The following is a 23,104-nucleotide window of genomic DNA, read 5'->3' on the forward strand; positions in this document are numbered from 1 at the left end:
GGCGTGGCGATGCGCTACCGGAGGCGAGACCGCGGTGTCGTACGGGGGCCGTACCGGAGCAACGCGTCAGGCCGAGAGCTTGCTGAGTGGGTGCCGAGGCGAGACGAACTTCGCCCGGTCGCGGTCGGCGACCGACCGGATGTCGATAGCGCCGATCCGCTCGTCGCAGACCTTGACGAGTTGGTCGAGGATCACCGGGTCGAGCCGATTCCACCGGTCCCGTGTCAGAAGCACGCGTAGCCGGTGGAAGAACTCCGGTGGGGTGATGCCGAACTCGACGAAGATGTCTTCGTCGGGACCGCCGTTCCAATGCCTCCACTTCAAGGCGAAGGCCAGCATTGCAGCTTCGTCCCTCATCGTGCCTCCTCCTGTAGTGCGGTGGGTGATTCGACCTACCGCAGTTGGTCTTTCATGACTTTTCCGGTGGCGCCCAGTGGTAGCGCATCGAGATACTCGACGAAGCGGGGCGCCTTGAACCCCGCCATGCGGTCGCGGCTCCATGCGATGAGGTCGTCGGCCGGTATCGGATTGCTCGAGACGACGAATGCCTTGCCCACCTGGCCGAGCCGGTCGTCGGGAACACCGATCACGGCGACCTGGTCGACGGCAGGGTGTTCGAGCAGGAAGCCCTCGATCTCGGCGGGGTAGGCGTTGAAACCACCGACGATGAACATGTCCTTCTTGCGGCCGACGATGCAGAGCCGCCCTTCGTCGTCGAGCGTGCCGAGGTCGCCGGTGTGCAGCCAACCGTCGTCGTCGATCGCCTCCGCGGTGCCCTCTGGATCGTCGAGATAGCCTTGCATGACGTTGTAGCCGCGGATGAGCACTTCGCTGTCGTCGGCGATGCGGATCTCGATGCCGTCGCAGGCCTTGCCGACCGTGGTGGCGATCTGTTCGAATGTGTCGCCGCGACGCGACGCGGTTGCCGTTCCACCTTCACTCAGGCCGTATCCGGTCATGATCGTCTCGAACGGCAACTCCTTGCTGATCCGCCGGATGAGCTCGACCGGAATATCGGCAGAGCCCGTGACAGCGGCGCGCAGAGACGAGATGTCGTGTGTGGTCGGGGAGGTAAGCAACGACTGGTAGAGGGTCGGGGGGCCGGGGAGCATCGTGACCTTCTCACGTTCGACGAGTTCGAGCACTCGGTCGACGTCGAGTACGGGTATCGGCAGGACCGTGGCGCCGCGGATCATCGAGGCGATCAGTCCGGCCTTGTAGCCGAACATGTGGAAGAAGGGATTGACGATCATGTAGCGGTCGCCTTGGCGGAGGTCGGCGAGATCGCACCATTCCGAGAACATTCGCAGGGTCTGCTTGTGGTTCATCATGACGCCCTTCGGGCGGCCCGTGGTGCCCGAGGTGTACATGATGTCGGCGATATCGTCGGCCCGCACACTCACTTCGAACGGCTCTCCGCTGGAGAGGAAGTCGGACTTCAGATCGAACACCGGGACGGGTTCGGTGACCGTGAAGTCCTGGCCGAGGAAACCCTTCTCGACGAGTACGGCCTTCGCTCCGCTTCGGCGGATGATGTCGGCGGCCTCGTCCTCCCGGTAGCGGGTATTGATCGGGACGAGGACTCCGCCGGCAGTGAGCAGGCCGAACGCGGCGATCGCCCATTCGGCCGAGTTGGGGCCCCAGATCGCCACCCGATCGCCCTTGCGGATGCCGGCGTCGGCGAAAGCGCCGGCGGCTCGACGTATCCGGTCGGTGAGATCGGTGAAGGTGATCCGGAGGTCCCCGTCGACGACCGCTTCGGCATCGCCGAAGCGGTCGCCTGAACTCAGGACCATCTCGGGGATGGTCTGCCAGTTCATACCTTCAGGAGCCTTGCAAGGTTGCCACCCATGACCAGCTTCTGATCCTCGAACGGGAGGTGCTGGATGTGGTCGATGTACGTGGTCGGTTCGGCGAGCCCTTCGGGGTGTGGGTAGTCGGACCCGAACAGCACGCGTTCCGCACCGATGAGGGCGGTCAGCTTGCTGAAGTCCTCTTCCCAGAACGGGCTGACATGGATGCTCTTCTTGATGGCAGCGACCGGGTCCTGCATGCCGAAGCCCTCGGGTGCCTTCTTGAAGGTGTCTTCGAGGGTCTGGAGCACGTGCGGGAGCCAGGATGCGCCGTTCTCGATGACCGCGATCCGCAGTTCGGGGAAACGGAAGAGCGCACCGTGGCACACCCAGGAGCAGACCGCGTCCTGGATCGGGCGCCACTCGCTGACCATGCGGAACGCGTTCGTCACGAACGGGAGCATTTCCGCGCCCGTGCCGTCCCACTCCTGGTTGTAGCGGGCGTAACCGCTGTCGGAGGAGTGCTGGGTGACCAGGACGTCGAGTTCGACGACACGCTTCCAGAACGGGTCGAACTCGGGGAGCGCGAACGACCGCGGTCCCTTGAATCCGGGCACCGGTGCTGGGCGCACGAGGATGGCCTTTGCGCCACGCTCGACACACCACTCGAGCTCTTCGATCGCCTTCTCGACGATCGGGAGGCTGATGACGGGAACGGTGAAGATACGTTCCTTGTAGTTGAATCCCCAGGTCTCGTACAACCACTGGTTGAGCGAGTGGACGACCGCGTGGATCAGATCCGGATCGTCGCGCATGCGCTCTTCGACGAGGCTGGCGAGCGTCGGGAACATCAGGGTGCGCTCGATCTGGAGCTCGTCCATCAGCTCGAGACGTGCGGCCGGCTCGCGGAAGGCCGGGATCGACTTCATCGGCTTGCCGAAGATCTCCCGCTTGCTCTTGCCTTCGGGGTTGCCGTTCTTGAAGTAATCCTCCATTGCACCTGGTCGGGCGACGACCTCGAAGGTGGGGTTGGGGATGTACTCGCTGATCTGGTTGCGGATCGCGATCTTGGTACGGCCTTCGACCTGAACGTACTTGATCGCACCCTTGTACTTGTCCGGGAGGAACTTCGTCAGCGCCTCTTCGGTCTCGTACAAGTGGTTGTCCGCGTCGAACAGCTGGTACGGCAAGTCTTTCGCTGTCATCAGAAATGCTCCTTCTCTCGTTGTGAGAATACTATTCTCTTCCGATGCGTGCCGCAATATCCTTTCGAACCAAGAACTTCTGGATCTTGCCGCTTGCGGTGCGGGGGAAGTCTGTGACTTCGTGCAGCTCCTCGGGCCACTTCTGCTTCGCGACTCCAGCCTGGGCGAAGTGCGTCCGTATGTCGCCGAGGGTGGGCAGGGTGTGTCCCGGGTGCAGCCGAAGGACCGCCGCGGCGTGCTCGCCGAGTCTCTCGTCGGGAGCAGAGACGACTGCGGCTTCCGCGACCGACGGGAGTGCGAGCAGAACCTCCTCCACTTCGAGGGCGCTGATGTTCTCCCCACCGCGGATGATGAAGTCGGCCTTGCGGTCGGTGATGGTGAGATAGCCATCGTCGTCGAGCACTCCGATGTCACCGGTGTGGTACCAGCCCTCGTCGTCGAACGCCTTCGCGGTCAGTGCGGGATCGGTGTAGCCGGCACACAGGTCCGGTCCGCGGCTGAGGATCTCGCCGTCGTCGGTCAGCCGGATCTCCACGCCGGGTGTCGGGTTGCCGTCGGTGTAGAGCCGCTTGTCCTCGGGATCGGTCGACAACGAGCTCGTGATCGACGGGTGTTCGGTGCTGCCGTACGCGCGGAAGACCGTGATGCCGTAGTCGGCGAGCCGGCGGGTCACCGCCGCCGGAACCGTGGATCCGCCGAGTCCCGCGTACTTCATGAACGGGATGTGCCGCTCGGGGGAGAAGTCGGGATGGTCGACGAGGCTCGTCATGAAGTAGGTGGCACCGCCGCCCACCACGAGCGCGTCGCTCTCCATGAGTTCGAGCGCACGCTGAGGATTCCACACGTCCAGCAGATTGATCGGGCTACCGTCGAGGATCGGGATGAGGAAGGCATTGACCATGCCGATGAAGTGGCCGACCGGCGCGGCCGTCAGCTGCTTGCCGCGGTCGGCCGGGTAGCGCGCGGCGAGCTGCCGGGTCTCGCATCCGATCGTGCGGTGGCTGTGGATCACGCCCTTGGGATTGCTCGTGGTGCCGGACGTGAACGCCAGCAGGGCGGGACCGGCCGTGTCGGCGGGCAACACGCCCTCGAACGGTTCGTCGTCGAGCAGGTTCTCGAACGAATCCTGCCCCACGACACCGACGATCGGGATGTCGGCGCAGAGGTCGGGCTGGAACTCCATGTTGCCGAAGCGCTCCGCGCTCACGAACGCCTTCGGTTTCGCCTCGCCCAGGATGTAGGAGAGTTCCCTGCGTCCGTAGAAGTGGACGATCGGCACGATTGCGGCGCCGAGGAACGACGAGGCCCAGAAGACCGCCGCGGCCTCCATCCAGTTGGGGAGCTGGAACGCGACCGTGTCGCCTGGACCCACGCCGCGCTTGTGCAGACCGGACGCGAGACGCCGCGCCACGAGGTCGACGTCGGCGAACGTTCCCTCCCAAGGTCGTACGTCGGAGAAGACCCGGAACTCTGCGTCCGGAGCGGACTTCAGGCCTCGAGCCAGAAGGTCGCCGAGTGTGTCGCGCGTCCACCACCCTTCGTTTTCGTAGCGTTCGACAAGCTCGGGGGGTATCTGCCGCATCTGTTGCGCTCCAGGTAGTCAGGAGCGTTGCGCTCCAGGGGATCAGGAGCGTCGCGCTCCAGGTGGTCACGGAGCCGCGCCGAGGTACACCGCGGCGTCGGCGGAGTTCCTGCCGGCCTTCACCGGCATATGAGCATGTTATTCTCTCGAAACAAGAATTCCAATATCACCTGGGAGAATTACCCTATGGTCGAGCTCGAACTGGACGAGGGACTCGCGGTCCTGACGATCGATCGTCCGCAGGCGCGCAACGCGATTTCGCTCGAGACGATGGATCGTCTCGATGAGACGCTCGACAAGGTGGGCGATGCTCGCGTGCTGGCCATCACCGGCGCCGGCGACCGTGCGTTCGTGTCCGGGGGCGACCTCAAGGAGCTGGCCAAGCTGCGGACGGTGGACGAGGCCGCGGGCATGGCACGGCGCATGCGGACGATCTGCGACCGGATCGCTGCCTTCCCGGGGCCCGTGGTCGCGGCACTCAACGGCCATGCACTCGGAGGCGGCGCGGAGTTCGCCGTGTCGGCCGACATCCGCATCGCAGCCGACGACATCAAGATCGGATTCAATCAGGTCTCGCTCGCGATCATGCCCGCGTGGGGTGGAGCGGAGCGGCTCGCTGCACTCGTGGGTCGGGGGAAGGCGCTCATGCTCGCAGGTTCCGGCGCGATCCTCGGTGTCGAGGAAGCTCATCGTGTCGGTCTCGTCGATCAGGTGCTGCCGCGTGATACGTTCGACGAGGGCTGGCGGTTGCTCGCGCGCTCACTCGTCAACGAATCCTCAGGGTCGATCAAGCGCGTCCTGTCCGGCGCGACGCCGGAAGAAGCGATCGATGCGTTCGCGCAACTGTGGGTTGCCGATGCTCATTGGGAGGCTGCCGACAAGGTGATGAACCGGGGGAAGTGACCTTGTAGGTCCGTGAACCCGGACACATTTTCGAGCGGCGCCGTCGGAATGCCTGATCCCCCCTGATGTGCGTGTGACTCGTGTGGGGCAATTTCGGACATTCCGTCTACTCACGCGTGAGTAGACGTCAAATCGACACGCCGTAGATAAACGCGAAACACGTACTCTGTGATGGATTCGTAACCCTTTCGTTACCGAGAGGCCACTCAGAGGAACGCCGCTTTGTCTTACACAGCCGAGAATTCTGCTTCGACCGTCATGCCCCGACGCCGACCCGCCGCCGCGCGTATCGGGAGGTGGATGTCGGTGGTCCTCGTTACCGGGGCCGTCACGGCGGCCGGAACGACGGCTGCCAACGCCACAGACACCACCGCCGGCACGTCGGCCCGCACACAGGCCGGGCTCTCGTGGACGGGGAGCAGCGAAGCGCTGTCCACGGCGCCGCAGGTACTGTCCATCCCCGGGGTCGACGCCTCGAGCTACGCGGAGAAGCTGCGCAAGGCCACCGAACGCGAACAGCAGCGCATCGCCGAAGCGGCAGCGGCTCATCAGGCCGAGCTGGACCACATTGCGCGGGAGGCGGCGGAGCAGGCCGCGCGCGAGGAGGCCGCGCGTCGCCCGGCATCGGTTTTCCCGGCCGCCGGCGTCTTCACCTCCGGCTACGGTGCCCGGTGGGGAACCAACCACAACGGCATCGACATCGCCAATTCCATCGGCACACCGATCCTCGCCGTCACCAACGGTCACGTGATCGAGACCGGCCCCGCTTCGGGATTCGGCCTGTGGGTCCGCGTACAGCAGGACGACGGCACCGTCGGCGTCTACGGCCATGTCGACCAGTCGTTGGTATCGGTCGGCCAGCAGGTCAGTGCAGGCGACCAGATCGCCACGATGGGCAATCGTGGACAGTCCACCGGACCGCACCTGCACTACGAGGTTCACCTCGCCGATGGCACCAAGATCGACCCGCTTCCGTGGCTCGCCGACCGCGGCATCCCGGTCCCCGGCGCCCACCGGTCGTAGGACGGTCCCCGGCCGAGACGAGAAGGACCCCGAGCACCCGTCATAGGGTGCTCGGGGTCCTTCGTACTCGGGTCACCAGATCTTCACGCGCTCCTCGGGTTCGAGGTAGAGCCCGTCGCCCGGCTTCACGGCGAACGCAGTGTGGAATGCATCGATGTTGCGCACGACACCGTTGCACCGGAACTCCGGCGGGGAGTGCGGGTCGACTGCGAGCCGTCGCGTCGCCTCCTCGTCGCGCACCTTCGTACGCCACACCTGCGCCCATCCGAAGAACACCCGCTGCAGACCCGTCAGTCCGTCGATGACCGGGGGCTCCTCGTCCCCGACGGCAATCTCGTAGGCCTTCAACGCAATCGACAGTCCGCCCAGATCGCCGATGTTCTCACCGATCGTGAAGCTGCCGTTGACGTGCTTGCCGGGAAGCGCCTTCGGCTCGAACTCGTCGTACTGGGCGATGAGGGCGGCGGTGCGCTTACCGAATTCGGTGCGGTCCGAGTCGGTCCACCAGTTCTCGAGGTTTCCGTCGCCGTCGTACTTGGCGCCCTGGTCGTCGAAGCCGTGACCGATCTCGTGTCCGATGACCGCGCCGATCCCGCCGTAGTTCGCGGCGTCGTCGGCCTGCAGATCGAAGAACGGTGGCTGCAGGATCGCCGCGGGGAAGACGATCTCGTTCATGCCCGGGTTGTAGTAGGCGTTGACTGTCTGGGGAGTCATGAACCACTCGTCGCGGTCGACGGGGCCGCCGAGCTTGGCGAGTTCGTGGTCGTACTCGGCGGAGTAACCGCTGCGGTAGTTGCCCACCAGGTCGTCCGGGGTGATCGTGACCGCCGAGTAGTCCCGCCATTTGTCGGGGTAGCCGACCTTCGGGGTGAACTTCTCGAGCTTTCGGAGAGCCGCCTGACGGGTCTCCGGGCTCATCCACTCCAGATCGGTGATGCTCTGCCGGTACGCCTCGGTGAGGTTCTCGACGAGCACCTGCATCCGGGTCTTCGCCTCGGCCGGGAAATGGCGTTCGACGTAGAGTTTCCCGACGGCTTCACCGAGAAGGTCCTGCACGAGTGACACGCCGCGCTTCCAGCGTTCGCGAATCTCCTCGGCGCCCGTGAGGGTGCGGCCGTAGAACGCGAAGTTCTCGTCGACGAACGCGTCGGTCAGGTACGGGGCACGTGCGCGCAAGATCCGCCACGACGCCCACGCCTTCCAATCGTCGAGCGACTCGTCCGCCCACACCTGCGTGAACACGTCGAGGAAACTCGGCTGCCGCACTACGATCTCGGCCCACTGCTCCGCGGTGGCGCCCGTCGCGGCGATCCAGCCGGGCCAGTCGAAATCGGGGAGATCGGCGAGCACCGACTCGAGGGTGACGAGGTTGTACGTCAGATCGGCATCGCGACGTTTGACGACGTCCCAATGCCCTGCGGCAAGCTTCGACTCGAGCGCGAACACGCGCTGCGGATCGTGATCGAGGCCCGCGAGCGCGAACATCCTGCCGATGTGCGCGACGTACTCGTCGCGGATCTCGGCGTACTGCTCCTCGCGGTAGTACGACTCGTCGGGCAGGCCGATGCCGCCCTGCGCGATGTGTATCAGGTAGCGCTGGGAGTTCTTCGAATCGGTGTCGACGTAGTGGCCGAACGCGCCACCGACACCCACCCGCTGCAACCGTCCGAGCACCGACGCGAGTGCGGCGCGATCGGCTGCACCGGCGACCGACGACAGTTCGTCGGCGATGGGCCCGAGCCCGGCGGCCTCGATCGTGTCGGTGTCCATGAAGCTCGTGAACAGGTCGCCGATCTTCTGCGCATCACTCCCTGGTGCGGCGTCGGAGTCGGCAGCCTCCCCGATGATCGTTCGCACATCGGTCTCGGCCTTGTCGGCGAGGGTGCGGAAGGCGCCGTCGAGGGCGCGGTCGGCGGGGATCTCGTGTTCGGTGAGCCAGCGGCCGTTGACGTGCTCGAACAGGTCGTCCTGGGCGCGTGTGCCCTCGTCGACGTGGTCGAGATCGATTCCGGATCGGGTCTCCGAGTGCGCAGTGGTCATGCCGTCCATCCTTACACTCGTAACAGTCCTGATGCAGTAAGCGCTCGAACCCGGAGAACATGCACACGCCGTCCGCCCGATCCCTACCATCGGGTCGGGAACCTACGGACGGGAGAAGAACACGGTGGCCAGCGGTGACGAGGCGGCGTCGAAGACGCCGCTGCGCACGGAGATGATCGTCGACAAACGATTCCTGCCCGTCGCCGACCTCTTCTTCCGGATGTTCGACAAACCCGGCCAGGGCGGCGGCGCGATCGCCGCGTACCTGCACGGCGAACCCGTTCTCGATGTCTGGGCGGGATGGGCCGACAAACAGCGTCGCTGGGCCGGCGACACGATCGTGCTGTCGTTCTCCACCGGCAAAGGTGTCGCCAGCACGGTGCTGCACCGTCTCGCCGAGCGAGGCCTGGTGTCGTACGACGCACCGGTTGCGCAGTACTGGCCCGAATTCGGTGCGGCCGGGAAAGAGAACATCACCGTCCGTGAGCTCATGTCGCATCGCGCGGGTCTGCACAAGATCCGCGGACTCGTCCCGGGCCGATACGGTCTCCTCGACTCGGAGAAGGTCGCTGCGGCGCTCGCAGCAGCACCACCGGACGCACGCAGGCTGACGGGGCCGGGCTACCACGCCGTGACCTACGGAAACCTCGTCGCGGAGGTCGCCGCGCGGGTCTCGGGTATGGCGTTCCAGGACCTCGTCCGGCAAGAGATCGCCGAGCCGCTCGGCGCGGAGCAATTCGGGGCGGCGGAGTTCTGGTATCGCGTGCCGCCCGAGCAGCGGCACCGCATCGCGCGACTGTTCCCCAAGGTCAACTTCCTGCCCGCACCGTGGGCGACCGCAGGCGCGGTGATGTCGCGGATGCCTGTCGTCAAAGGTCTCGCCGAGGCCGGGATGGCCGACGGATTCGACGAGGTGATGCGCAGCCCCCGGGCCCACGACGCCGTGATGCCGGGCTGGAACGGCGTGTTCACCGCCCGCGCACTCGCCCGGATGTACGGCGCGCTCGCGAACGGGGGTGCACTCGAAGGTGGTGACCACCGGTTGCTGACGGAGGAGAGCGTCGAGCAGTTGCTCGAGGTGCAGACACGTCGTCGCGACTACGTCCTGGGCTTTCGTCCCAACTGGCGGCTCGGCTACCACCCCGCCTGGGTGGCAACGCGGCAGCAGCCGCTCAGGTCCATCGGACATTATGGTTTCGGGGGTTCAGGCGCGTTTGCCGATCCCGAGACCGGACTGTCGTTCGCGTTCGTGACCAACCGGCTGGGCAACGCCTACACCACGATCTCCGACGGACGGTTCCCGCGGCTCGGGGGCGCAGTGGTCACCGCAGCTCGGCGGGGCTAGCGAACAGCGGGGCCAGCGAACAACTGCACGCTCGCGTACGCCCGCACGTACACGGTGCCGTCCTCGCCGGTCAGCAGCGTTTCCAGCGATGCGAGACGCCGTCCTGCCCGCACCACGTCGGACTGCACCTTCACGACCGGTCCGGGCACCGTGGGAGAACGCAGGTAGTCGAGGGTGATCTGAAGGATCCGGTACTGCCCGCCCGCTTCGGTGAGGCTCTGCGCCGCGAGGCCGGTGACGATCTCGGCGATCGAGAGCAGCACTCCGCCCTGGATCGAGCCGAGGAAGTTCGTCATCCACTCGTTCGGCGTGACGGTGGCGCGCACCGCGCCGCGTTCGACGGTGTCCACCCGGAGGTCGTGCATCCCGGCGAGTGGGCCTCGCGGCAGCGTGCCGGCAGCGATGCCGCTGACGACGTCGAGTCCCGGTTTCGAGTCGAGGACATCGTCGTCGATCCAGGGTTCGTGTTCGTCCGGGGCCGTCGGGAACGAGGACGAAGAAGCGGCGCCGTCGGTGGGTGTGCGCCCGACGACGATGGTCCGTCCGGTCAGGTGCAGGACGAGGTTGCCGTTCTCATCGAGGATCTCTGCGGCAGACAGACCTGAGGTGTCGTCGAAATGCATGCTGCGTCCGACACCGGAGACCTGTCCGGTGCGCGGGAACGGATTCGCGGTCGACACGGTCAACTGCGCGAGCACAGCCTGTGCAAGGACACCGGTGGTGTGCTGACGGGCGACGCCGGCGGGAGCGGCTCCGACGATGTCGGACAACGCGCCGAACGCCGAGATCGTGACCTGGCCGCGGTGGTCGAAGAACTTGGTGCCGACCGTTTGCGTCACCGACACCGAGTCGGGTGGGCACACGCTCACTCCGACCCCCGAGTAGGTGGCCGGTCGGTCGATCGGGAACGTGGCGATTTCGAGCGTCATACCCCGATTCTCGCTCAGAGGCCGGTGGGCAGCTCAGTGGGACTCGTGCGCGAGGATCGCGGCCTGGATCCGCGACTGCAGATCCAGCTTGTGCAGAACCCGCGCGACATGCGTTTTGACAGTGGTTTCGCTGACCCCGAGGCGGGTGGCGATCTGCCTGTTCGACAGTCCCTCGCCGATGAGGTCGAACACTTCGCGCTCGCGGCCGGTGAGAGTGTCGAGCGCGGGAACCGGCGCGGGCGTGTGCTCACGCACGGCGGCGAACGCGTCGATCACCGTGCGGGTGACCTCGGGCGCGAGCACCCCGTCGCCCGCGTGCACGGCGCGGATCGCGTGCAGGAGGGCATCGGCCGATGCGGATTTGAGGAGGTAGCCGCCCGCGCCGGCTCGGAGACTGTCGAACACGTACTCGTCGATCTCGAAGCTGGTGAGCACGAGGACCCGGCTATCGGTCTCCGAGGTGATGATGCGGGTCGCGGCGATGCCGTCGGTTCCCGGCATCCTGATGTCCATCAGCACCACGTCGGGTTTCAGTGCGCGCACCTGGGACACGGCGACGGCGCCATCGGCTGCTTCACCGACCACCTCGATGTCGGGGTCGGAGTCGAGAATCATCCGCAGGCCGCTGCGGATGGCGGTGTGGTCGTCGGCCAGTAGCACGGTGATGGTCCCTGGGTCTCCGATCGTCACTGAATGTCTCCTGTCCGCAGAGGCAGATGCACTTCCGTCCGCCACCGCTTCTTCCCGTCGCTGCGCTCGCCCGGGTCCTCGACGATCTGCGAGCGGGCACGGCCACCGATGGCTGCGGCGCGTTCGGCGATGTTGCGCAGACCGTGCGAGCCACCGTTTCCGACGTGGGCGGGCTCCGCTCGATCCCGGTCCGGGGGCAGCGGGTTCGACACACGGATCGTGAGTTCGCGATCGTCCATCTCGAGTTCCAGGAGGACAGGGAGTCCGGGGGCGTGTTTCGTTGCGTTCGTCAAGGCTTCCTGGATGATGCGGTAGGCGGTCACGTCCACGTCGGCATCGAGTTCGGTCAGGTCGGGGGCCTCTACGGTAACGATGCTGCCGCTCGCCTCGGCCGATGCCACGAGAGCGGTCAGGTCGGAAAGCCGCCCCGCGGTGGCGGTCTCCTCCCGGGCGTCGTCGCTACGCAGTAACGTGACCATCGATTGCATCTCCCGCAGGGCGTCGACGCTGTTGGCCCGCACGGACTCGAGGACCGACATCGCCTTCTGCGGATCGCGGTCGCGCAGCCGTAACGCGGCCTCGCTCTGGATGGCGATCGCCGACAGGTGCCCGGCAACGATGTCGTGAAGATCGCGTGCGAGGTGTGCTCGTTCGGACGTGATCGCCGCCGCCCGATCGAGTTCGGCGACCTGGGCCAATGCCTGCGCTTTGGCGCGCTCGGCTTCGGCGGCGTCGCGGTGGGTTCGCACCGATCGGGCCCACCACACAGGCAGTGAGATGAGGAGCGCGCCCATGGCCGCGACGAATACCGCCGGCCTCAACTCGCCCGTGTAGATGCCGAAGCCGACGGCGAGTGCTGCGATCGGGACGATCGGTGCCCGCTCCAGGAACACACTCGTCCGCGCACTCCCGTACAGCGCGGCTGCGAACAGCAGGTCGCCGTATGCGAGCCAGACCGGCAGGGAGATACCGAGCGCGAAGTCGACGGCGACGGGCACCGAGGCCAACGCCAGACCGAGTAGTGGGTGCGACCGGCGCAGGAGGATCGGTACGCACACGGCAGCGAGAAGCACCAGTCGCACCTGCACCGACGTCTCGTCGTGGGCAACCAGGGCACCGAGGTCCAGCAGATACAGCACCCCGCCGCACACGAAATATGCGAGTGCGATGAGAGCGGGTGCGTATCGGTCGATCACGATGCCATTCGATCACAACGACCTGCCCGAACAGGCCGGCGTCATCCGAAGTGATGACGCTCTGCGACCCGATCGGCGGACGCGGCGACGAGTCTCCCGACGACATGCTCGAATCATGTTCGCCAGCCATATCACCGCATTCATCATCGCCAGCGAGGTCGGGTTCTGGGTGGTCCTCGCTCTGGGTCTCGTCGTCCGTTATCTGCTGCGTCTTCCGAAGGCCGGTGCGGTGGTCCTCGCGCTGATTCCCGTCATCGACGTCGTGCTGCTCGTTGCCGTTGCACTGGACCTTCGGAACGGCACCGAGGTCGGCTACATCCACCGCATCGCCGGGATCTATCTGGGAGTGAGCGTCGCGTTCGGACCCAGCATCGTCCGCTGGGCCGATCGTCGATTCGCTTACCTGTTCGCCGGCGGCGAGAAACCCACACCTGCGCCGAAGGAAGGACCGGAAGCGTTCCGGCACGAGATCGCGAGTTTCGGGCGCTGGCTCATCGCAGCCGGTATCAGTGGAGCGGCCATTCTGGGGCTCGGCGCGACGGTCGCGAACGACACGCAGAGCGCTGCCCTCAACGCCGTGTTCCCGACGCTCGGAATCATCACCGTCATCTGGTTGATGACCGGGCCGGTATGGGTTCTGAGCAAGATCTGATCATCGCGATGAGATTTCCGTCGGCCGCCGGTCTGTCTACTTCGAACGCTCACCGGCCCGATGCCCACCGACCCCAAGGAGATTCCGATGTCCCGCATGCTCTTCGCCAACCTCGCCGTCGAGAATGTCGCCGCGACCCGCGCATTCTTCGACAAGCTCGGCTTCACCTTCAACGAAATGTTCTGCGACGAGAACACCGCGTGCCTGGAGATCAACGAGCAGTCGTTCGTGATGCTGCTCGAGAAGCCGCGATTCCGCGATTTCATCAACGACGACATCTGCGACACCTCGACGGCACGAGAGGTGCTGATGTGTGTGTCTGCGGACAGTCGCGAAGCAGTGGACCAGTTGGTCGACTGAGCGGTCGCCGCGGGCGGCAGTGAGTGGATCACGGCCGGATCGGAGCAGGCGAACGCGGAGATGGGCGAGTTCTCGCACAGCCGCGCATTTCGCGACCTCGACAACCACGTCTGGGAGGTCATGTGGATGGATGTCGAGGCCGCTGCCCAGCAGTGGGCGCCCGAGGGGGAGGATGGTGCTCAGGCCTGAGTGTCGGGAACTGCTCAGGCGTTCAGCTTCGGGCTACCGGGATCTCCGGTAGCCCGAAGCGCGCGAACAAGCCGACGAGGTCGTCGCTGAAGAAGACCGTCGCGTGCGCGACCTTGCCGTCGACGATGTCGAGCACCTGGAGCTGAAACGGACGATGCTGCCCATCCTCACCGCGCATGTAGAGTCCGAGAGCCGGCTGTCCGTTCGCCACCGTGGGGAGCAGGACCTGATCGCCCGGGCCTTTCGCCGGGCAGTTGCACTTGATCAGAGTCACGATGGCGTCGGCGCCTTGATACCAGCCGTCGAACGGCGGCATTTCCCAGATTGCGTCCTCCGTGAGCATCGTGACGAGCGAGTCGATGTCGTACTTCTCGAACCCCTCGACCCACCGCTTCACGAGCGCGCGGGTTTCGGCGCTGTCGGGTTCGCTGAGTTCGACGTTCGAGGCCTGGGAGTCGCGTAGCTGCGCGCGGGCGCGTTGCAGCAGGCTGTTCACCGCGGCGGTGGTGGTATCGAGTGCGGCGGCGACTTCGCTTGCCCGCCATTGCAGTACGTCGCGCAACAGGAGTACGGCGCGTTGCCGCGCCGACAGGTGCTGCAGCGCGGCGACGAACGCGAGCCGGATCGAATCGCGTGACGCGACGATCGTTGCGGGATCGCTCGGGTCGTCGGTGTGGCCGTCGTCGGTGTAACCGCCGGGGATCGGCTCGAGCCAGGGGATTTCCTGACGGGAGACGAGGTCGTCCGTCGGATCGGAACTCGGTGCACCCAGCCCGGTGGGCAAGGGTCTGCGTTTGCGTCCGTCGAGCGCCGTGAGGCACACGTTGGTGGCGATGCGGTGCAGCCACGTACGCAACGACGAGCGCCCACCGAAGTTGTCGTATCCGCGCCACGCCCGCAGGTACGTTTCCTGCACCAGATCTTCGGCGTCGTGGAGGGAACCGCTCATCCGGTAGCAGTGCGCGAGCAGTTCGCGTCGGTACGGTTCGGCGGCATCCATGAATGTGGCATCGCCGAGGCCACTCGGTGTCGTCTCAAGGAGCTGTTCTGCCATGGTCCCCACCCTCGGTCGACTGCCTGAACAACTACCTGCCCGAGAGTAGTCCCGGGCACCGACACACAACAGACCGAGAAGTCTTCCGAAGGAGGCCACGGGCACTTCGATTGTGACGGTTCTCCGGGTAGCGTGCACGAAGCCGTGTCCTGGTGGGGGGCACGATGGGATGGATTGGGGCGGGTGTTGCACGAGAACACCGGACGGAACGGTGCGTCGGATGGGGCGGGGCCTGTGGGTCCGTTCGCGGGTGGGCCGCCTCCGGACGCGCTGCATGTCGAGTCTCCGCCGCTCGAACGGTTCGGGCTCGCCGAACTCGGACGCGCGGTCGTCGTCGCCTGTGCTCTCGTCGCCTTCGTGACGTGGGCGATCCTGCGGTGGTCGGTGCTGCGGCCAGTGGGGCGTGCAGACGGTCGCAGCATCGTCGACGCCGCGGCGCACGGCACGGTCGATGCATTCGAACACCTCGGACCCACGTTCGTGAAGCTCGGACAGCTCGTCGCGTCGTCGCCGGGCCTGTTCCCGGCCCCACTCGCCGACGCCTGCCTGCGCATGCTCGACGACGTGCCCACCTTCCCTTCCGAACAGGCCCGCGCGGTCATCGAGAAAGACCTCGGGCACAAGATCGGCGAGATGTTCTCGTCATTCGACGATGTTCCGCTCGCGGCGGCCTCGGTCGCGCAGGTTCACGGGTGTGTGCTCCGGGACGGCCGCGAAGCCGTGATCAAGGTGCAGCGCCCCGGGATCGCACGGCGGATGCTCGTCGACCTGCGCGCTGCATACGTCGGCGCCAAGATCCTGCGGATCTTCGAATTCTTCAGGATCGCGAACACCCCCGCGATCATCCGCGACCTCTACAACGCGACGATGACCGAACTCAACGCCGCGGTCGAGGCCGACCGGCAGGATCGCTTCCGCAACAACATCGGGGCCTTCGGCGACAACCGGTTCGTCACCGTGCCCGACGTGTACTGGAATTGGTGCGGTCCTCGGGTGATCTGCATGGAACGGCTGAAGGGCACCCCGCTCGACCGTGTCGTGCCGGGGGCGGACGGTCTCGACACTGCGCTGCTGGTTCGGCGCGGCGTGAAGGTGTGGATCGAGGCGGTGCTGTTGCACGGCCCGTTCCACGGCGATGTGCACGCCGGGAATCTGTGGCACCTCGACGACGGACGGGTTGCGCTGCTCGACTTCGGGATCGTCGGTGAACTCCCCGAACAGTGGCGGACGGTGCTTCGCGAGCTGTTCCGCTCGGCATTGCTCGACGGTGACTTCTCCTCGGTCGCGAAGAGTATCCGGGAGCTCGGGGTCTCGGAGGATCTCGATGTCGACGACGCCGAGGTCGGGAGGCAGGTGGCGGAGACCTTCGCGCCGCTGCTGGGACGTGATCTCTCGGAGCTGCGGCTCAGTGCGTTGATCGGTGCGCTCGTGTCGCTGGGACGTCAGTGGAACACCTCGAGTCCCGAGGAGCTGGTGCTGTTCGGTAAGCAGGTCGGCTACTTCGAGCGCTACGCGACCGCACTCGCACCGGGCTGGGTACTGGGCCGCGACCCGTTCGTCTTCCGCAACGTCTTTCCCGAGGAAGTAGCCATAAGAATCGCCGAATCGGGCGTGAGGCTGCCCGACTGAGCGAAATGCCCCCGTGCCCTTTACAGTCCTTCGCGCACGCCGTAATTTAACGATCGTTCGACCCAGATGGCTGGGTTCGACCGTCGACGGCATCGCTACGGAAGGATCACGACCCCATGAGTGCATCGCAGGACGTCGTACTCGCCGAACGGGACGGCCACGTCGTCACGTGGACGATCAACCTTCCCGAGGCGAGGAACCCGATCTCCGGAGACGACGTCGTCGAACGCCTCGTCGGACTCGTCGACGAGGCGAACGGCGACGTCGAGACCCGCGTCGTCATCCTCACCGGCGCCGGCTCGGCATTCTCCGCGGGTGGCAACGTCAAGGACATGGTCGATCGCACCGGCATGTTCGCCGGTGCACCGCATGCACTCCGCGACGGGTATCGCCGCGGAATCCAGCGGCTGCCCAAGGCGATCTTCCACTGCGAGGTCCCCATCATCGCGGCCGTCAACGGACCCGCCGTCGGCGCGGGCTGCGACCTCGCGATGATGTGCGACATGCGGGTCGCCTCGACCAAGGCATTCTTCGCGGAGAGCTTCGTCAAACTCGGCATCATCCCAGGCGACGGTGGCGCATGGCTGCTGCCGCGCGCGATCGGTGCTGCCCGCGCCGCCGAGATGGCCTTCACCGGCGACCGCGTCGATGCCGCGACCGCGCTCGACTGGGGCATGGTGTCGCAGGTCACCTCACCCGAGCAGCTGCTCGAGACCGCACGTGCGCTCGCCGATCGGGTCGCCGTCAACCCGCCGCACGCGCTGCGCATGACCAAGAAGCTGCTCCGCGAAGGACAGCGCGTCGATCTCGACACCCTCCTCGAGCTGTCCGCGTCGCTGCAGGCGCTGTCACATCACACCGAAGACCACCGGGAAGCGCTCACCGCGTTCATGGAACGCCGCCCGGGCAACTTCACCGGTAACTGAACTCCGAGACCGAAGGAAGACAACCGTGAAGAGGACAATCCTCACCGAAGAGCACGACGCGTTCCGCCAGATGCTGCGCGACTTCATCGACCGCGAGGTTGCGCCCCACCGGGAAGAGTGGGACGAGCTCGGGCACCCGCCGCGCGAGTTCTTCCGCCGACTCGGAGAACTCGGCATCCTCGGTGTACAGGTGCCCGAAGAGTTCGGTGGCGGAGGCGAATCCAGCTTCATCTACAACACGATCGTGTTCGAGGAGGTCGCCCGAGCCGGTGTGTCCTTCGGCGGCTACACCGTCCACGCGTGCCTGATCCTGCCGTACCTGCTCGAGTACGCCACCGACGAACAGAAGAAGCGCTGGCTCCCTGGCTTCTCGGACGGCTCGATCATGACCGCGATCGCGATGACAGAGCCGGGCACCGGTTCCGACCTCGCGAACATCGCGACCACGGCGAAGCTGTCGGAAGACGGCTCGCACTACATCGTCAACGGCGCCAAGACCTTCATCACCGGTGGTGCCACCGCGGATCTGATCCTCACGGTGTGCCGTACCTCGCCGTACGATCCGGAGAACCGCCGCGGCGGTCTGTCCATCATCGCCGTCCCGACCGCGACCGAAGGCTTCGCCGTCGGCCGCAAGCTCAACAAGATCGGCCTGCACCAGCAGGACACCGCCGAACTGTCCTACAACGATGTTCGGGTGCCGGTCGAGAACCTCCTCGGTGAGGAAGGAGCCGGCTTCGGCTACCTCGCACACAATCTGCCTCAGGAACGCCTCGCCATCGCACTGAACCAGGTGGGTTTCGCCGAGGCCGCGATCTCGCATGCGATCGCATACACGCAGGACCGCAAGGTGTTCGGCAAGCCGGTGGCCTCGTTCCAGAACTCGAAGTTCGTGCTTGCCGAGTGCTCCGCCGAAACCCAGGCGGCGCGCGTCTACGTCGACCATTGCCTCGAACTGCTCGACCGCAAGGAACTGTCGGTCGCAGATGCCGCGCGCGCCAAGCTGTTCTGCACGGAGGTCGCGGGCCGTGTCATCGACAAGTGCCTGCAGCTGCACGGCGGCTACGGCTACATCACCGAGTACCCGATCGCGCGGCTCTACGCCGACACGCGCGTCACTCGGATCTACGGTGGCACGAGCGAAGTCATGAAGACGATCATCTCCAAGGATCTGGGGCTGTAATCATGTACCCGGGCCGCTACGCAGTAACGCACCCGGATCGGCCCGCGGTACACGAGGCCGCAACCGGGCGGACGATCACCTATCGAGAACTCGAGGAGGCGTCCGTCCGGTTCGCGCACTGGCTGCGCGCGCGCGACGTGGGTGTCGGCGACCATGTCGCAGTGATCACCGTCAACGATGCGACCGTATACGAACTGTACTGGGGTGCACTTCGTTCCGGCGTCTACATCACCTTCGTCAACTCGCACCTCGCAAGCGCCGAGGCCGCGTACATCGTGGACGACTGCGACGCGAAGATCCTGTTGGTATCAGCTCCCCTCGCGGCGCTCGCCGAGGAGATTGTCGCATCGACACCAAAGGTGGAGCATCGCGTCGCCTTCGGCGGTTCGATACCCGGTCATCTCGATTACGAGACCGAGGTCGAGGGCCTGTCCACGGTACCGCCCGCCGATCAGCCGCGGGGCAGCGACATGTTGTATTCGTCGGGAACCACGGGGCGCCCCAAAGGGATCAAGCCACGCCTCAGCGGTGTGCAGATCGACGAGGATCCCGGGATCCCGCTCATCGATATGCTGCGGCACTTCGGATTCGACGAGGACACCGTCTACCTGTCGCCCGCGCCCATCTACCACTCGGCGCCGTTGCGCTACAGCGTGCTCACACAGGGGATGGGCGGCACCGTCGTTCTGATGGAACGCTTCGACGCGGAGGAGTCGCTTGAACTGATCGAACGCCATCGCGTCACCCACAGTCAATGGGTTCCCACTCATTTCGTGCGTCTGCTGCGGCTCCCCGCAGAGATTCGGAACCGGTACGATCTGTCGTCGTTGCGCTGCGCGATCCACTCGGCGGCGCCGTGTCCCGTCGAGGTCAAGCAGCATCTCATCGAGTGGTGGGGCGAGATCGTGTACGAGTACTACTCGGCTACCGAGGCGGTCGGTAGCACCGTCATCACACCGCAGGAGTGGCTCCGCAAGCCCGGAAGTGTAGGCCGCACAGGCGGGCCCGGAAGCAGCGGGGTCGCGCATATCTGCGCCGGCGACGGTAGTGAACTGCCGGCGGGGCAGGCGGGCACCGTCTACTTCGAGAAACCGGTGCAGAATCTCGAGTATCACAAGGACCCGATCAAGTCCGAATCGGCGCGACATCCGTTCGAGACGAACTGGGCGACCAACGGCGACCTCGGTTACCTCGACGAGGACGGCTACCTGTTCCTCACCGGCCGCGACAGGTTCACGATCATCTCCGGTGGCGTGAACATCTACCCGCAGGAGATCGAGAACATCCTCGCCCTGCACCCGGGTGTCGGCGACGTCGCGGTCGTGGGTGTGCCCGATGCAGATCGCGGTGAACGCGTCGAAGCGTTCGTGCGGCCCGCGGACGGCGTCGCTCCCAGCGATGACCTCGAACGCGAGATCATCGTTTTCTGTCACGAGCGGCTGTCGAAGTTCAAATGCCCGCGCAGGGTTCGCTTCGTCGACAGCCTGCCGCGCACCGCGACCGGCAAGATGGTCAAGGGCGCCCTGCAAGACCTCATCGCCGAATATGCCGACTCAGGGGCGCCGTGATGGCCCCGTCTCCCAAGCAGCGGTTGTTCATCGATGTGGGGCGCAAGGAGTTCGCGCGCAACGGGTACGGTGCCTCGTCGATCCGCACGATTGCGCAGGAAGCGGGTGTGAGTCTGTCGGCGTTGTACTACCACTACAAGAACAAGCAGGATCTGCTGCTTGCGATCCTGCTGGACGGCGTCGACACGTACGACGCGGTGTGCGACGCCGAACTGGCTGATGCCGGAGATGATCCCATCGCACAACTGCGCGCGTTCGTGCGGGGAAACGTCAAGTTCCGGACCCAGTACCCCCTGCAAGGTCAGCTGATCGCGACCGAGGTCCGCAACCTGGAACCCGACGGAGCGCGGCAGTACGACGAGCGTCGACGTGCGGGGCGCAAACGGATGCGCGGCATCATCGACGACGGTGTTCGTCAGGGGCTGTTCACCACGAAATACCCCGACGACTGCCGCAGGTCGATCTTGGCGATGGTGTCGGCGATCGCAAACTGGTACGAACCGGCCGGCTCCGATACCCCGGACGAGATCGCCGAACGCTACGCCGACATGGCAATGGATTTGTTGTGCCCGAGCGGGACGAGCACTGCCCCGCACGACGGAAGAGAATCACGATGAGTACACGACTGGTCCCGCAGGCGGGGACACCCGATCCCGCGCTTGCCGAACTGCGCGCGCAGGTGCGGGCCTTCCTGAAGGTGCAGATCGAGGCCGGTGTGTTCACGCCCGGAATCGACACCTGGCTGACCCAGTGGAACGTCGACTTCACCCGGGCACTCGCCGCCGAGGGATGGGTCGGCATGACGATCCCCACCGAATACGGAGGCCATGGTCGCACCTTTATGGAGCGGTTCGTGGTCACCGAGGAACTCCTCGCAGTGGGAGCCCCGGTGGCCGCGCAGTGGGTCGCGGACAGGCAGGCCGCACCGTCGCTGCTGAAATACGGTACCGAGGCACAGAAGCAGAGGTTCCTCCCCGGCATCGCGGCGGGCGAGATCTGCTGGGCCATCGGCATGTCCGAGCCGGACTCCGGGTCCGACCTGGCCAGCGTCAAGACGCGGGCCGTGCAGGTCGAGGGTGGTTGGAAGCTCACGGGAACCAAGCTGTGGACTTCGGGTGCTCATCACGCCGACGCGTTCTTCGGTCTCGCCCGCTCGGCTCCGCTCGACCCTGCTCACCGGCACGACGGCCTGAGCCAGTTCATCGTGCTGCTGGATTCGCCGGGCGTGACCATCCGTCCGATCCTGTCGATGTCCGGCGACCACCACTTCAACGAGGTCTTGCTCGAGGAGGTCTTCGTCCCCGATGACCTCGTCCTCGGTTCGGTCGGCTCGGGCTGGGAGCAGGTCACGAGCGAACTCGGCTTCGAACGGAGCGGACCGGAACGCTTCCTGTCGACGTTCGGTGTCCTCGAGGGGCTGGTCCGCGGAGTCGGGTCGGGGACCGTCGAACCCGACACCCGGATCGGCGCGACCATCGGCCGGATGGTCGGGCTGCACCGGATGTCCACTGCCGTCTCCGAATCGCTCGAACGCGGAGAGAACGCGGAACTCGCGGCATCGGTGGTGAAGGTGCTCGGCACGAAGATCGAGGGTGATCTCGCCGATCTCGCCGACGAGCTCGTGGGGTACAGCGCAGCGGACGAAGAATTGTCGGAACTCATCCGGGCGGGGGTCATGCAGCGTCCGGGCTTCACACTGCGCGGGGGCACCAGCGAGATCCTGCGCGGGGTCATTGCACGAGGATTGGGACTGAGATGACCGACAACACGACCAGAGACAACACCGAATTGCGCGACTTCGAGCGGATGCTCGCCGAAGTCTTCACGGCCGGCGACGACCATCGCATCGGTGCGGTCATCGAATTCGACCGCGCCCTGTGGGGCACGTTGAGCGAGTTGGGGCTCGCGCGCCTGACCGGCGACGAATCCGTCGGCGGCAGCGGTGCCGGCTGGACCGAGGCAGCACTGCTTCTCACCGCGGCGGGTGCGGGTGCGGTGGCGTTGCCGGTCGCCGAGAATGATCTGCTCGCCGGGTGGCTGCTCGCGACCGCCGGACTCGAGGTGAGCGACGGTGTGCGCACCGCCGCCGTGCTCGACGGCGACGGCACTGCCCGATTCGTGCCGTGGGCGCGCAACGCCGACTCGATGGTCGTCCTGTGGCCCGGTGCCGACGGCGCGTGGAGGGTCGCCGACATTCCGCGGCGACAGATCGAACTCACCGAGGCAGTGAATCTCGCGTCGGAGCCGCGCGACCACATTCGCGTCGATATCTCAGGAGTCCCGGGTGCCGAGGTGTCCGCGTCGGTGGCCGAGGAGTTCCGCTACCGGGGTGCATTGGCGCGGACACTCTCCTCGGTGGGGGCGATGGATCGGATTCTGGAGCTCGTCGTCGAACACGTCACGGCGCGTGTCCAGTTCGGTCGTCCACTCGGAAAGTTCCAGGCCGTCCAGGCGCTCGTATCCGATATCGCCGCCGAGTCGGCGCTCGCGCGAGCGGCAGCAGATGCGGCGGTCGCGGCCGTTGTCGACAACGGATTCGGCAGTGGCGCCACGCGATTCGCAGTTGCGGCGGCAGCGTCCTGCACCGGTCATGCGGCGGCGGTCGTCACTCGCAATGCGCATCAGGCACTCGGCGCGATCGGCTTCACGATGGAACACGAACTGCATCGGCACACGAATCGCATCCTGTCGTGGCGCAGCGAGTTCGGAACCGTTGCGTCGTGGGATGCGGAACTCGTCGCCGCGGCGGTGGCGACAGGGGAAGTGTGGTCTTTGATCACTGAGTGATGCAGGTAACAATCCTCTAGTGCGGTCGGTGTGGCAACGTCAGGACATCC

At 65.8% G+C, this 23,104-nt stretch carries 20 protein-coding genes and 1 pseudogene; 12 read left to right on the forward strand and 9 right to left on the reverse strand.

Features of this window, described 5'->3' with window-relative positions; genetic code table 11:
• Nucleotides 1–66 precede the first annotated feature (66 nt).
• The 4 genes from EV641_RS19855 to EV641_RS19870 are packed head-to-tail and all read right to left on the reverse strand — an operon-like array spanning nt 67 to nt 4,580.
• On the reverse strand, nt 67–357 hold the full coding sequence (locus tag EV641_RS19855; RefSeq protein ID WP_054712336.1) for a DUF3263 domain-containing protein: 291 nt from the start codon (nt 355–357) through the stop codon (nt 67–69).
• A 35-nt stretch (nt 358–392) separates the two neighbouring features.
• Nucleotides 393–1,820: a FadD3 family acyl-CoA ligase gene (locus EV641_RS19860; RefSeq protein ID WP_132474024.1), complete on the reverse strand. Its 1,428-nt coding sequence runs from the start codon at nt 1,818–1,820 to the stop codon at nt 393–395.
• Nucleotides 1,817–2,998: an amidohydrolase family protein gene (locus EV641_RS19865; protein WP_054712339.1), complete on the reverse strand. Its 1,182-nt coding sequence runs from the start codon at nt 2,996–2,998 to the stop codon at nt 1,817–1,819. Before EV641_RS19865 ends, EV641_RS19860 begins: the two co-directional genes overlap by 4 nt.
• Nucleotides 2,999–3,029: 31 nt before the next feature.
• The gene (locus tag EV641_RS19870) at nt 3,030–4,580 is read right to left on the reverse strand and encodes an AMP-binding protein (protein ID WP_132474026.1); all 1,551 of its coding nucleotides are present in this window, start codon (nt 4,578–4,580) and stop codon (nt 3,030–3,032) included.
• 186 nt (nt 4,581–4,766) lie between these two features.
• Here EV641_RS19870 and EV641_RS19875 point away from each other — a divergent pair, with 186 nt between their 5' ends.
• On the forward strand, nt 4,767–5,483 hold the full coding sequence (locus EV641_RS19875; protein WP_132474028.1) for an enoyl-CoA hydratase/isomerase family protein: 717 nt from the start codon (nt 4,767–4,769) through the stop codon (nt 5,481–5,483).
• 300 nt (nt 5,484–5,783) lie between these two features.
• A complete protein-coding gene (locus EV641_RS19880) occupies nt 5,784–6,506 on the forward strand; it encodes a M23 family metallopeptidase (RefSeq protein ID WP_132474164.1) in 723 nt (240 codons plus the stop codon).
• Nucleotides 6,507–6,578: 72 nt separating this feature from the next.
• Here EV641_RS19880 and EV641_RS19885 read toward each other — a convergent pair whose 3' ends face one another.
• The gene (locus tag EV641_RS19885; protein WP_132474030.1) at nt 6,579–8,546 is read right to left on the reverse strand and encodes a M13 family metallopeptidase; all 1,968 of its coding nucleotides are present in this window, start codon (nt 8,544–8,546) and stop codon (nt 6,579–6,581) included.
• Between the two features lie 172 nt (nt 8,547–8,718).
• Here EV641_RS19885 and EV641_RS19890 point away from each other — a divergent pair, with 172 nt between their 5' ends.
• Entirely contained in the window at nt 8,719–9,891 is a 1,173-nt protein-coding gene (locus EV641_RS19890) for a serine hydrolase domain-containing protein (RefSeq protein ID WP_132474166.1), read from the forward strand.
• Here the strand turns inward: EV641_RS19890 and EV641_RS19895 are convergent.
• From EV641_RS19895 to EV641_RS19905, 3 genes are read right to left on the reverse strand one after another with little or no spacing between them, the layout of a single operon-like run.
• Nucleotides 9,888–10,820, reverse strand: coding sequence for a PaaI family thioesterase (locus EV641_RS19895; protein ID WP_132474032.1), 933 nt, complete (start codon nt 10,818–10,820; stop codon nt 9,888–9,890). The two genes, EV641_RS19890 and EV641_RS19895, sit on opposite strands and share 4 nt — an antisense overlap.
• A gap of 33 nt (nt 10,821–10,853) precedes the next feature.
• Nucleotides 10,854–11,510 (reverse strand): response regulator transcription factor, encoded by a 657-nt coding sequence (locus tag EV641_RS19900; protein ID WP_277874515.1) that lies wholly within the window; start codon nt 11,508–11,510, stop codon nt 10,854–10,856.
• Nucleotides 11,507–12,706, reverse strand: coding sequence for a histidine kinase (locus EV641_RS19905; protein ID WP_241997366.1), 1,200 nt, complete (start codon nt 12,704–12,706; stop codon nt 11,507–11,509). Before EV641_RS19905 ends, EV641_RS19900 begins: the two co-directional genes overlap by 4 nt.
• Nucleotides 12,707–12,821: 115 nt before the next feature.
• Here EV641_RS19905 and EV641_RS19910 point away from each other — a divergent pair, with 115 nt between their 5' ends.
• Together EV641_RS19910 and EV641_RS19915 are read left to right on the forward strand one after the other, a co-directional pair.
• On the forward strand, nt 12,822–13,358 hold the full coding sequence (locus EV641_RS19910) for a hypothetical protein (RefSeq protein WP_132474038.1): 537 nt from the start codon (nt 12,822–12,824) through the stop codon (nt 13,356–13,358).
• 87 nt (nt 13,359–13,445) lie between these two features.
• Nucleotides 13,446–13,907: pseudogene (locus EV641_RS19915) on the forward strand (glyoxalase).
• Nucleotides 13,908–13,929: 22 nt separating this feature from the next.
• Here EV641_RS19915 and EV641_RS19920 read toward each other — a convergent pair.
• The gene (locus tag EV641_RS19920; RefSeq protein WP_132474040.1) at nt 13,930–14,961 is read right to left on the reverse strand and encodes a sigma-70 family RNA polymerase sigma factor; all 1,032 of its coding nucleotides are present in this window, start codon (nt 14,959–14,961) and stop codon (nt 13,930–13,932) included.
• Nucleotides 14,962–15,144: 183 nt separating this feature from the next.
• Here EV641_RS19920 and EV641_RS19925 point away from each other — a divergent pair, with 183 nt between their 5' ends.
• The 7 genes from EV641_RS19925 to EV641_RS19955 all read left to right on the forward strand — a co-directional run bounded on the left by EV641_RS19925 (nt 15,145) and on the right by EV641_RS19955 (nt 23,054).
• A complete protein-coding gene (locus EV641_RS19925; RefSeq protein ID WP_241997367.1) occupies nt 15,145–16,590 on the forward strand; it encodes an AarF/UbiB family protein in 1,446 nt (481 codons plus the stop codon).
• Nucleotides 16,591–16,706: 116 nt separating this feature from the next.
• Nucleotides 16,707–17,516, forward strand: a complete 810-nt coding sequence (locus tag EV641_RS19930; protein ID WP_132474042.1) for a crotonase/enoyl-CoA hydratase family protein — start codon at nt 16,707–16,709, stop codon at nt 17,514–17,516.
• 25 nt (nt 17,517–17,541) lie between these two features.
• Nucleotides 17,542–18,699: an acyl-CoA dehydrogenase family protein gene (locus EV641_RS19935; protein ID WP_132474044.1), complete on the forward strand. Its 1,158-nt coding sequence runs from the start codon at nt 17,542–17,544 to the stop codon at nt 18,697–18,699.
• Nucleotides 18,700–18,701: 2 nt separating this feature from the next.
• Nucleotides 18,702–20,267, forward strand: a complete 1,566-nt coding sequence (locus EV641_RS19940; protein ID WP_132474046.1) for an acyl-CoA synthetase — start codon at nt 18,702–18,704, stop codon at nt 20,265–20,267.
• Nucleotides 20,267–20,884: a TetR/AcrR family transcriptional regulator gene (locus EV641_RS19945; protein ID WP_054718554.1), complete on the forward strand. Its 618-nt coding sequence runs from the start codon at nt 20,267–20,269 to the stop codon at nt 20,882–20,884. The genes EV641_RS19940 and EV641_RS19945 overlap by 1 nt, the downstream gene beginning before the upstream one ends.
• Nucleotides 20,881–22,026 carry an acyl-CoA dehydrogenase family protein gene (locus tag EV641_RS19950; RefSeq protein WP_132474048.1) on the forward strand — a complete coding sequence of 382 codons (1,146 nt, stop codon included), beginning with the start codon at nt 20,881–20,883 and terminating at the stop codon, nt 22,024–22,026. Before EV641_RS19945 ends, EV641_RS19950 begins: the two co-directional genes overlap by 4 nt.
• Nucleotides 22,023–23,054, forward strand: coding sequence for an acyl-CoA dehydrogenase family protein (locus EV641_RS19955; RefSeq protein ID WP_132474050.1), 1,032 nt, complete (start codon nt 22,023–22,025; stop codon nt 23,052–23,054). Before EV641_RS19950 ends, EV641_RS19955 begins: the two co-directional genes overlap by 4 nt.
• Nucleotides 23,055–23,104: the final 50 nt, after the last annotated feature.

Origin of the sequence: Rhodococcus sp. SMB37 (genome assembly GCF_004345605.1) — a bacterium.
GTDB lineage: Bacteria > Actinomycetota > Actinomycetes > Mycobacteriales > Mycobacteriaceae > Rhodococcus.

Excerpts from the sequence above, each read along its gene's own strand:
- EV641_RS19855 (WP_054712336.1), bottom strand. The coding sequence starts at position 357 with ATGAGGGACGAAGCTGCAATGCTGGCCTTCGCCTTGAAGTGGAGGCAT.
- EV641_RS19860 (WP_132474024.1), bottom strand. The coding sequence starts at position 1,820 with ATGAACTGGCAGACCATCCCCGAGATGGTCCTGAGTTCAGGCGACCGC.
- EV641_RS19865 (WP_054712339.1), bottom strand. The coding sequence starts at position 2,998 with ATGACAGCGAAAGACTTGCCGTACCAGCTGTTCGACGCGGACAACCAC.
- EV641_RS19870 (WP_132474026.1), bottom strand. The coding sequence starts at position 4,580 with ATGCGGCAGATACCCCCCGAGCTTGTCGAACGCTACGAAAACGAAGGG.
- EV641_RS19875 (WP_132474028.1), top strand. The coding sequence starts at position 4,767 with ATGGTCGAGCTCGAACTGGACGAGGGACTCGCGGTCCTGACGATCGAT.
- EV641_RS19880 (WP_132474164.1), top strand. The coding sequence starts at position 5,784 with ATGTCGGTGGTCCTCGTTACCGGGGCCGTCACGGCGGCCGGAACGACG.
- EV641_RS19885 (WP_132474030.1), bottom strand. The coding sequence starts at position 8,546 with ATGACCACTGCGCACTCGGAGACCCGATCCGGAATCGATCTCGACCAC.
- EV641_RS19890 (WP_132474166.1), top strand. The coding sequence starts at position 8,719 with ATGATCGTCGACAAACGATTCCTGCCCGTCGCCGACCTCTTCTTCCGG.
- EV641_RS19895 (WP_132474032.1), bottom strand. The coding sequence starts at position 10,820 with ATGACGCTCGAAATCGCCACGTTCCCGATCGACCGACCGGCCACCTAC.
- EV641_RS19910 (WP_132474038.1), top strand. The coding sequence starts at position 12,822 with ATGTTCGCCAGCCATATCACCGCATTCATCATCGCCAGCGAGGTCGGG.
- EV641_RS19920 (WP_132474040.1), bottom strand. The coding sequence starts at position 14,961 with ATGGCAGAACAGCTCCTTGAGACGACACCGAGTGGCCTCGGCGATGCC.
- EV641_RS19930 (WP_132474042.1), top strand. The coding sequence starts at position 16,707 with ATGAGTGCATCGCAGGACGTCGTACTCGCCGAACGGGACGGCCACGTC.
- EV641_RS19940 (WP_132474046.1), top strand. The coding sequence starts at position 18,702 with ATGTACCCGGGCCGCTACGCAGTAACGCACCCGGATCGGCCCGCGGTA.
- EV641_RS19945 (WP_054718554.1), top strand. The coding sequence starts at position 20,267 with ATGGCCCCGTCTCCCAAGCAGCGGTTGTTCATCGATGTGGGGCGCAAG.
- EV641_RS19950 (WP_132474048.1), top strand. The coding sequence starts at position 20,881 with ATGAGTACACGACTGGTCCCGCAGGCGGGGACACCCGATCCCGCGCTT.
- EV641_RS19955 (WP_132474050.1), top strand. The coding sequence starts at position 22,023 with ATGACCGACAACACGACCAGAGACAACACCGAATTGCGCGACTTCGAG.